Below are 9,438 nucleotides of genomic sequence, written 5' to 3' on the forward strand. Positions count from 1 at the left end.
TGCAACTGCTGCATAATACTGGAAAATTTAAGAAAAGCAGAATGTCAAACATCATCATTTTAGACGGCGGTATGGGGCGTGAATTGGCACGCCGTAAAGCCCCTTTTCAGCAGCCGGAATGGTCGGCACTCGCCCTCTATCAACAGCCAAGTGCCGTTCAATCCGTGCATGAGGATTTTATCAAAAGTGGCGCACAGGTGATAACCACCAACAGTTATGCCGTTGTGCCCTTTCATATTGGGGAACAACGTTTTCAGGCGGATGGCAAAATGTTGGCGGATCTTGCCGGGCGTTTAGCTAAAAGTGCGGTTGAAAATTCGAGTATTTCTCATCTCAACATTGCCGGCTCAATTCCGCCATTATTCGGTTCTTACCGTTTCGATTTATACCAGCCTGAGCGGGTACAAGAGGTGGCTCAACCAATCATTGACGGGCTTTCGCCCTATGTAGATTTTTGGTTATGCGAAACCCAAAGTTCGGCGACCGAACCTCAAGCCATTAAACCTTTGCTGCCAAAAGATGATCGTCCACTCTGGGTTGCTTTCACTTTACAAGACGATGAGCCTACTGACGTACCTCGTTTACGCTCCGGTGAAACCGTGCAAAGTGCGGTTGAAAAAATGATTGAATTAGGCGTGGAGGCTATTTTATTTAACTGTTGTCAACCTGAAGTAATTCAACAGGCGTTGCTCGTCACACAAAAAACATTGAAAATCCATCACGCAACAAATATTCGTATCGGTGCTTATGCCAATGCCTTTCCGCCCCAACCCAAAGATGCTACGGCAAATGACGGGCTTGATGAAATCCGCGAGGATCTCAATCCACAACAATATCTCCTTTGGGCGGAAAAATGGATTGAAAGCGGTGCAACCATTATTGGCGGTTGCTGTGGCATTGGTCCTGAGCATATCAAGGTATTAGCGGAAAAATTTGGCGAGGCTTTTATCAATGAACCGCAACCATAAAATGAGATAAATGAAACAGATTATGCAAACGCTCAATCAAATCAAAGCGGCGATTATCAATGATCCTCAAAATCAAGATTTTACCGCTCGCCATATCGAACCGCTTTTTGCCGCCCCCCGCACGGCACGTATTAATATTGTCGGTCAGGCGCCCGGTTTAAAAGCGGAACAAACCCGTCTTTATTGGAATGACAAAAGTGGGGATAGACTGCGTGAATGGCTGGGCGTTGATCGTGATATGTTCTATCATTCGGGGCTATTTGCGGTGATCCCTATGGATTTTTATTATCCGGGAAAAGGCAAATCAGGCGATTTACCGCCACGCAAAGGCTTTGCGGAAAAATGGCATCCTCAACTTTTAGCCACCTTGCCCAATATTCAACTCACGATTTTAATCGGGCAGTATGCGCAGAAATATTATTTACCGCAAAATACATTAAATGTGACGGAGACAGTGAAAAACTACCGTGAATTTCTACCGCACTTTTTTCCTTTAGTTCACCCTTCACCACGCAATCAACTTTGGTTACAAAAAAATCCGTGGTTTGAACAAGACGTGATCCCAACATTACAACACTATGTGAAAACTATCCTATCCATTTAATTTTTATCATTTTTTAGGAAAGCATTATGTCAAACAAAAAAATTGGCTTACTGTCGCTGACAGCATTGGTGTTAAGCTCCATGATTGGCTCGGGCATTTTCAGCTTGCCGCAAAATATGGCGGAAGTGGCGGGAGTGGAAGCCCTCATTATTGGCTGGACGATTACCGGTATCGGGATTATTTTCCTCGGTCTCTCCTTCTTTTTCATTTCCCGTCTTCGTCCTGACTTAGACGGCGGCATTTACACCTATGCACGAGAAGGTTTTGGCGAACTCATGGGATTTATGTCCGCTTGGGGTTACTGGCTCTGCGCCACAATCGGTATTGTGGGTTATTTAGTGGTCGCCTTTGAAGGTATCGGCACCTTTACCGATACCCCAAGTGCGGTTATTTTTGGGCAAGGCAACACCATCGCCTCATTTATTGGATCTTCCATTATTGTTTGGCTGGTACATATTTTAATCGCCAAAGGCGTAAAAGAAGCGGCAACCGTGAACCTTATTGCCACCTTTGTGAAAGTTTTTCCGTTGCTCTTGTTTATCTTGCTTGCGCTATGGTATTTCAGCTCCGAAACCTTTAGCTATGATGTGAAAGCAACGGCGTTAAATAACTGTGTATCCGACCAAGTAAAAAATACGATGCTAATTACCCTTTGGGTCTTTACCGGGGTGGAAGGTGCCGCAGTATTATCCGCCCATGCCAAAAAACGTTCCGATGTTGGGCTTGCCACCGTATTAGGTATTTTGATCGCCCTTGCACTTTATATTGCAATCACCATACTTTCATTAGGAATTTTACCTCGTGAAACGATTGCGATGATGCCAAATCCCTCTATGGCAGGGTTACTGGAGCAGATGATGGGTAGCACAGGCAAAATCATTATTACCGCCTGTTTAATTGTGTCTGTTCTTGCCTCTTATATCAGCTGGACAATGTTTTCTGCGGAAATGCCTTATCGTGGGGCAAAAAATGGGGCTTTCCCGAAAGTTTTAGACAAGCTCAACGAAAACAATACACCAATTCATTCTCTTTGGTTTACCGGATTGGTCGTACAACTTTGTTTATTATTGGTTTTGCTCACAGGGAAAAGTTATAACGCCTTATTGTTGATTTCCACTTCAATGATTTTAGTGCCTTATTTTTTAATTGGTGCGTATTTATTGAAGCTTTCCATTCAACAAAACTCCCCTTGGTATATTAAATTTACAGGCTTTATGGCTTCCCTCTATGGCCTGTGGATTTTATACGCCGCAGGGCTGGATTATTTGTTACTTTCCGTTCTGCTTTATGTGCCGGGAATTGGGCTATTTTTATATTCCCGCTATCAACACCAAGACGGAAAATTCAATCTGAATAAATGGGAAAAAGTCGCACTCGCCACAATTGCCTTTCTCTTCGTTTGGGCAGTTTATAACGCCTTTAGCAATATTAATTGGAATTAACCCATTTTCTAAAATCACGCTATATTAGTGAATGTGTAAAAGCGAATATTCCAATATACCTTAGGGACGCAATGCTTGTGCCCCTTGTATTAGAAAGCCCCATTAAGAGTACAATCATAATGGACTTAGAGAGAAAGTACAGTTGATGTATACCTTGCATATTAAAAATTTAGTAAACCGATACAAACAAACTGCTATCTATATCTTGAGTATCTCTATAGAACTGTACACCGAATTGTAGTAGTAAGAGTAGATAGCTTCCATCAACAAAACCGAGCAGCTGCCCTAATGTGAATCGAATCGCAAGGCTAGTTAATGAAATGAAAATAAAACATACTGTGGTATTGATGTTGTGGCTAAACGTCATTTTGTCGTGGGTTTAGATTGTCTTAAAGAAACAAAAACATTTCCCAACAATCTCTAAAAGGCATTCAACAAGCCATTGAATACCTTAAGGCATTTACCGTGTAGTTACTCCTCCTTGAAAGCACAGGTGGTATCGAAATCCCACTCGCTAAGGAACTACACTACGCAAACTTTCAAATCGTGCTCGCTAATCCACGTCAAACACATCAATTTGCCATGTCGCCCCTCGCAAAAAAACGATGCCAAAATATGGCTTTTTACGCCCAAATGTTAATGGTTCGTGGTGATGTTGAACGCCGACTTTATTTTCTCCCCACGCCCTAAGCAGAACAGCTAGAGGCACCGGTGTTTTGTCGTCATCAGTTGATTGATATGCATTCAATGGAGAAAAATCGCCAAGAACAGGTATATTCAAGCCAAGTATCGAGCGTAAAAGCCCATATTCGCTACCTTGATGAGTAAGTAAACATCTTCGATGGAGTCATTGAAGAAGCTTGATGATACTATAAAAAGTTTAAAGAAATCAAATGGATAGGTCAAGGCGCAAAAGCCGTTTTGATGTCAATGCTACCCGAGCTAGGCAAGCTCAGACACAAACAAATTGTTTCATTGGTAGAGGTTGCTCTGCACCCAAAAGAGAGTGGAAACACCTGTTATATTCAAAGCCTTTACCAACGCCTGCTGGCCAAGGCAAGGTGTTTAAGGTAGTGATTAACGCCATAATGCGTAAGCTTTTGACCATTTTGAACGTAATCGTTCGTGATGGCTCTCAATGGAATGCTTATGTTGTTTAATTAACAAATTTGTATTTTTGCTTTTAGGCAAGATACAGTTGCTACATTTTTACTTTTGCGCATTTATTGTGTAGCTAGTTATATCGCTAACTAAAAAAACAGCATAAAAACCGTTACCCTTTTATGCTGTTTTTCGCTTAAAGATTTAAGCTTTTGATGACGGATAATCCCACCAAATATCAAATAATTCACTGATTTCGATTTGTTGTAAGCCATTGCTTTCAAGCCATTTTTTTACGGTTTCACGGTGGCTTTCATCACATTTACCGATTTTTTCTAAGCATACTAACCCTTCCCAGTGTAGATAGCCATTGCCTTCATAAGCCAGTCCATTTGGTTGGATTACCTCTGCGATAAAACGATCAATCACTTCATCTACCGTATCAATTGAAGTGCCTTCGGCAAATTGGAAATTGACTAAAAAACCTAATTCTTGGAATTCGGCAAGATGAAGTTTTTTACGCTGGCGTTGATTGTAAGATTTAGACATATTGCGCTTCTCCTATTTGGATTGTTGTGTGGAATGAATGAGGGCATCAGCATTTTACTGACGCCTTTATAAAATCAAAAATTATTTCTTTGTAAAAAATAAATCCCAAATGCCATGACCTAGCCGTTGTCCACGGGCTTCAAATTTGGTTAATGGCCGAAAACTCGGACGGGGAATATAATCCCCCTGTGCAGAGGTATTAACTAAATGAGCATTCGTACGGAGTACCTCAAGCATTTGTTCCGCATAGTTTTCCCAGTCGGTCGCCATATGAATGAAGCCATTTTCAGCCAGTTTTTTCACCACTTGATCGACAAAGTGCGGTTGAACAATACGGCGTTTGTGATGTTTTGCTTTATGCCAAGGATCGGGGAAAAAGAGCTGTAATCCCCCTAATGTATTATCTGCAATGCTATCGCGTAAAATTTCAGTGGCATCATGGCAGATTACACGAAGATTTTTCACCCCTTTTTCGACGGCATAGGCAATGCAGGCACCGACGCCCGGCGTATGCACTTCAATACCGAGATAATTTTTATCCGGATTGGCATAGGCCATATCTACCAGGGATTTCCCCATACCAAAGCCGATTTCTAAAATGACCGGATGGGTATTGCCATAAATGCTCACAAAGTCAAAAGGGGAGGATTGATAGTCTAATCCCAGCGCTCCCCAATGGTCGTTCATCATGTTTTTTTGGAATTCACTTAAACGCCCTGTACGCAATACAAAACTGCGTATTTTACGTTTATAACGTCCCTCTTCGGTAAATTCAGCAGTTTCGACAGTTTTTCGTTTTTGATCGGCAAAGGTCGGTTTCATCACTTTTAGATTGTCAAATGAATGTGTAAAATTGCCGGCGATTATACACGAAATCAGGGTATTTTCCCGTATAATACGCCAAATTTTTTCCTGAAGGTGATTATGAAAATTGTCCGTGTTGCACTGCCTGTGCCGCTTCCTCGTTTATTTGACTATTTGCTTCCTGACGATATGCCCTTGGAGATTGGCGCACGGGTGCTTGTGCCTTTTGGACGGCAAAAAAAAGTGGCGATAGTGGTGCAATTACCGGAAACCACCGCGATCCCCAAAGAGAAATTAAAGGAAATTATTGCCCTCTTAGATGCCACCTCCCTCTTTTCCTCTGTGACTTGGGATTGGTTGATATGGGCGGCAAATTATTATCAAGGTGCATTGGGAGAGGTACTATTTCAAGCCTTGCCGGTGAAACTGCGTAACGGTGAAAGTGCGGTGAAAAATGACCGCACTTTTTGGCGTATCACGGAAGAGGGAAAAAATGCCCTGTGCAACGATGAACTCAAGCGTTCGAAAAAACAAGCGGAAGCCTTGCGATATTTGTCAGAAAAGGATTTGGAAAAAGGCGAGGGGGATTTTAGCCCTTCTGTTTGGTCGGCATTAAAACGCAAACATTTTGTGCAAGAGATTGCGGTGCAAGAGGAGGCAAAAAGCTGGCAAGCGGTTTTGGGCAATAGCCCCTTAGTGAATGTTGACAATCGCCTGACATTAAACAAACAACAAGCCTTGGCCTTTAGCCGATTGATGTTTCAACGTGAATTTAATGTGTGGTTACTGGAGGGGGTAACAGGCTCAGGCAAAACAGAAATTTATTTGCAATATATTGAAGAGATCTTGAAATCCGGCAAACAAGTGTTGGTATTGGTGCCGGAAATCGGGTTGACCCCCCAAACCGTTCAACGTTTTAAGGCTCGTTTTAATGTGGAAATCGATGTTCTCCATTCACATTTGAATGATACCCAACGGCTCAATGTGTGGTTTCGGGCAAAAAACGGGCAAAGTGCGGTAGTGATTGGTACAAGATCCGCATTATTTACCCAATTTGCCAACTTAGGGGCGATTATTTTGGATGAAGAACAGGACAGTTCTTTCAAACAACAAGACGGCTGGCGTTATCATGCGCGTGATTTGGCGATTGTGCTGGCTCAAAAGTTGAATATCCCCATGCTAATGGGATCAGCAACGCCAAGTTTAGAAAGCCTTAACAATGTCAAAAACGGTAAATACCAACATCTGATTTTATCGAAAAGAGCGGGAAATGCGACCGCACTTCGTCAGTTTGTTATTGATCTGAAAAATCAACCGGTGCAACAAGGGTTATCGCAGCCCTTGTTGGCTCGAATGAAAAATCACCTTGAAAAAGGCAATCAGGTTTTATTATTTCTCAATCGTCGTGGGTTCGCTCCTGTTTTGCTTTGCCACGAATGTGGTTGGATTGCACAATGTCCTCATTGTGAAAAACCTTATACTTATCATCAACATCAACGGGTGTTGCGTTGTCATCATTGTGGTTCGCAGAAAACCATACCACGTCAGTGTGGTGATTGTGGTTCGACCCATTTAGTGACGACAGGGCTAGGCACAGAGCAGTTAGAAGAAACCTTGAAAGCGAAGTTTCCCGGTTATTCAGTCGCCCGCATAGACCGAGACAGCACATCTCGAAAAGGATCCTTGGAAAGCTATTTAGAGAACATCCAACAAGGCAAAAGCCAAATTTTAATAGGTACGCAAATGTTGGCAAAAGGCCACCATTTCCCGAATGTCACTTTAGTGGCTTTAGTTAATGTGGACAGTGCGCTGTTTTCCTTGGATTTTCGCGCAGAAGAACGATTGGCGCAGCTTTATGTACAAGTAGCAGGCCGTTCCGGTCGTGCAGAGAAACAAGGAGAAGTGGTGCTACAAACCCATTATCCGGATCACCCCTTGCTCACCACCTTATTAGCAGAAGGCTATCCGGCATTTGCTGAAGAAACCTTAAGCTTACGTCATAGAATGGGATTGCCGCCTTTTAGTTTCCAAGCCTTGTTTAAAGCACAGGCCCATTTTAGTGAACAGGTTGAAGAATGTTTACTTCGGATTGCTGATTTTTTTCACACAAAAAATATTGAAGGATTACAAATTTTAGGACCGATGCCTGCACCCTTGAGCAAAAAAGCAGGGCAATTTCGTTGGCAATTGCTTTTACAGCACCCCTCTCGCCAAGTGTTACAAAGGGTATTACGGGAATATCAACAGGCGAATTTAGAAAAAAATAGCCAAGTGCGGTTGATTTTAGATGTGGATCCTCAGGATTTTAGCTAGAAAATCACGATATTTTTCAGTAAACTTGGCAAATTTTTAGCATAGTTAGAAATTATTAACTTTTAGGATTTATCGTGGCACATCGAGATTTTGCAGCCCGTCGTGGTTCAAATAAGAAAAAAAAGACAACCAATAAAAATGTATTGATAGGCATTGCCTTAGCCGTATTACTTGCTTTTGGCATTGGGCTTTATTTTTTAAAAAGCAAAACCCCCGAACCGGTTGTTTCAGTGGCAAAACAGCCTGAAAAAACACCACCAAAAAGTGTGTTACCCAATCGCCCGGAAGAAGTGTGGAGTTATATTAAAGCATTGGAAACCCGTACTGTTCCGGTGGATGATAAGCCTTCGAGTGTCGAGAAAAATATGCGTTTAACAGAGGAACAACGCCAAGTCTTAATTCAAATGGAAAAAGAACAAAAAGCGGCAGAAGAAGCCCGCAAATTGGCAGAAAAACGCAAAGCAGAAGAGGCTGAAAAGGCACAACAAGCGGTAATGGCAAAGACAGAAACACCGAAACAAGAAATAAAAAAACAACCGGAAACCACGAAGAAACCGGAGCCGGTGAAAGTGGAAACAGTGAAAAAATCAGAAACTAAAACAGAAGAAAGCAAACCGGCAACAACAGTGACAGCGGGCGAAAGTAAACGCTTTGGTTTACAGTGCGGTGCGTTTAAAAACCGGGCTCAAGCAGAAAATTTACAAGGACGTTTAGTGATGTCCGGTATTAATGCGCAAGTGATGGTCAATGGCGAGTGGAACCGGGTTCGTGTCGGCCCCTTTGCAAGCCGAGATGCGGCTTCTCAAGCACAGGATAAAGCAAAATCTGTGGCAGGTTGTGTGATTATTGGGATGTAGATTGTGGTGCAATCGAGGGATACTCGGTCTAATTGTGATAAGGAAAAGTGCAGTGAAAAATAAAAAGTTAGATTCATTTAATTCAAGGACTGAGTTCTGTATTCCACGGGGCTTAGTCCTTTTAGTTTTGCTTGAATCCGTTCATGATTATAGTCATGAATATATTCACAATCGCTTTTTCAAGTTGCTCAAACGTTTCAAATCGATTGCCGTAATAACATTCCGTTTTTAATCGGGCAAAAAAGCTCTTTATCGCACTATTATTATCAAGGAATTTCTCGACATACTTTATTGAATACTATCCTCAAGTATTTTACGATAGCTTTCCATTTGATATTACCACCCTTGGTCTGAATGGAGTATCGGTTTTGCGCTATCAAGTCTTCTCACAGCTTGTTCCATCATTTTTGTTATCTGTTCAAAATTCGGGCTTGGCGAAAGGTCATAGCTGATAATCTCACCATTAAATAAGCCCTTAATCGGCGATAAATAAAGCTTACCTTCAACACATTTAAGCTCCGTCACATCAGTCACCCATTTCTCATTTGCCCCTTGTGCAACAAAGTTTTGTTTTAGCGGATTATCAGCGATTTTACCCATTTCACCTTGATAGGAATGATATTGCCGTAGTTTGCATTTTCCCTTGAAACCGAGCTGTTCAACCCGTCTAAATGGAGCTAGCTCAAGCGGGTAGCCATACCGAAATGGAGACAAGCCCTTTCTGTAGAAAATAGCCCATTTTGACGGCTTGTATGACGGTTAATTTAAATTCAGGGGAGTAGGTGTTAATGATCATGCAA

Annotated in this window: 8 protein-coding genes and 1 pseudogene; 5 read left to right on the plus strand and 4 right to left on the minus strand. The window is 42.1% G+C overall.

Annotated elements, in window-relative coordinates:
• Nucleotides 1–41 precede the first annotated feature (41 nt).
• From BKK50_RS06805 to BKK50_RS06815, 3 genes are read left to right on the plus strand one after another with little or no spacing between them, the layout of a single operon-like run.
• Complete coding sequence (locus BKK50_RS06805; RefSeq protein ID WP_077416595.1) at nt 42–968, plus strand: homocysteine S-methyltransferase family protein; 927 nt, start codon at nt 42–44, stop codon at nt 966–968.
• A 22-nt stretch (nt 969–990) separates the two neighbouring features.
• Nucleotides 991–1,572 (plus strand): uracil-DNA glycosylase family protein, encoded by a 582-nt coding sequence (locus BKK50_RS06810; protein WP_077416609.1) that lies wholly within the window; start codon nt 991–993, stop codon nt 1,570–1,572.
• Nucleotides 1,573–1,598: 26 nt separating this feature from the next.
• The gene (locus tag BKK50_RS06815; RefSeq protein WP_077416597.1) at nt 1,599–3,014 is read left to right on the plus strand and encodes a basic amino acid/polyamine antiporter; all 1,416 of its coding nucleotides are present in this window, start codon (nt 1,599–1,601) and stop codon (nt 3,012–3,014) included.
• A 553-nt stretch (nt 3,015–3,567) separates the two neighbouring features.
• On the opposite strand, the gene BKK50_RS12855 is transcribed toward BKK50_RS06815, so the two are convergent.
• From BKK50_RS12855 to trmB, 3 genes are all read right to left on the minus strand, one after another.
• Nucleotides 3,568–3,762: a hypothetical protein gene (locus BKK50_RS12855; protein ID WP_179108391.1), complete on the minus strand. Its 195-nt coding sequence runs from the start codon at nt 3,760–3,762 to the stop codon at nt 3,568–3,570.
• 557 nt (nt 3,763–4,319) lie between these two features.
• Entirely contained in the window at nt 4,320–4,664 is a 345-nt protein-coding gene (locus BKK50_RS06825) for a YggL family protein (RefSeq protein ID WP_077416599.1), read from the minus strand.
• An 81-nt stretch (nt 4,665–4,745) separates the two neighbouring features.
• Nucleotides 4,746–5,486, minus strand: a complete 741-nt coding sequence (trmB, locus tag BKK50_RS06830) for a tRNA (guanosine(46)-N7)-methyltransferase TrmB (RefSeq protein ID WP_077416601.1) — start codon at nt 5,484–5,486, stop codon at nt 4,746–4,748.
• A gap of 102 nt (nt 5,487–5,588) precedes the next feature.
• Here trmB and priA point away from each other — a divergent pair, with 102 nt between their 5' ends.
• Nucleotides 5,589–7,781, plus strand: a complete 2,193-nt coding sequence (priA, locus tag BKK50_RS06835) for a primosomal protein N' (RefSeq protein ID WP_077416603.1) — start codon at nt 5,589–5,591, stop codon at nt 7,779–7,781.
• Between the two features lie 74 nt (nt 7,782–7,855).
• Nucleotides 7,856–8,638 carry a cell division protein FtsN gene (gene ftsN / locus BKK50_RS06840; RefSeq protein ID WP_077416605.1) on the plus strand — a complete coding sequence of 261 codons (783 nt, stop codon included), beginning with the start codon at nt 7,856–7,858 and terminating at the stop codon, nt 8,636–8,638.
• A gap of 77 nt (nt 8,639–8,715) precedes the next feature.
• On the opposite strand, the pseudogene BKK50_RS12860 reads toward ftsN, so the two are convergent.
• Nucleotides 8,716–9,307, minus strand: a pseudogene (locus BKK50_RS12860) (IS3 family transposase); the annotation flags it as partial.
• Nucleotides 9,308–9,438 lie beyond the last annotated feature (131 nt).

The sequence above is a fragment of the Rodentibacter rarus genome, from assembly GCF_001998965.1.
Taxonomy (GTDB): Bacteria; Pseudomonadota; Gammaproteobacteria; order Enterobacterales; family Pasteurellaceae; genus Rodentibacter; species Rodentibacter rarus.

Coding starts and splice junctions, on each gene's coding strand:
- BKK50_RS06805 (WP_077416595.1), top strand. CDS start 42: ATGTCAAACATCATCATTTTAGACGGCGGTATGGGGCGTGAATTGGCA.
- trmB (WP_077416601.1), bottom strand. CDS start 5,486: ATGAAACCGACCTTTGCCGATCAAAAACGAAAAACTGTCGAAACTGCT.
- BKK50_RS06825 (WP_077416599.1), bottom strand. CDS start 4,664: ATGTCTAAATCTTACAATCAACGCCAGCGTAAAAAACTTCATCTTGCC.
- BKK50_RS06815 (WP_077416597.1), top strand. CDS start 1,599: ATGTCAAACAAAAAAATTGGCTTACTGTCGCTGACAGCATTGGTGTTA.
- BKK50_RS06810 (WP_077416609.1), top strand. CDS start 991: ATGCAAACGCTCAATCAAATCAAAGCGGCGATTATCAATGATCCTCAA.
- priA (WP_077416603.1), top strand. CDS start 5,589: ATGAAAATTGTCCGTGTTGCACTGCCTGTGCCGCTTCCTCGTTTATTT.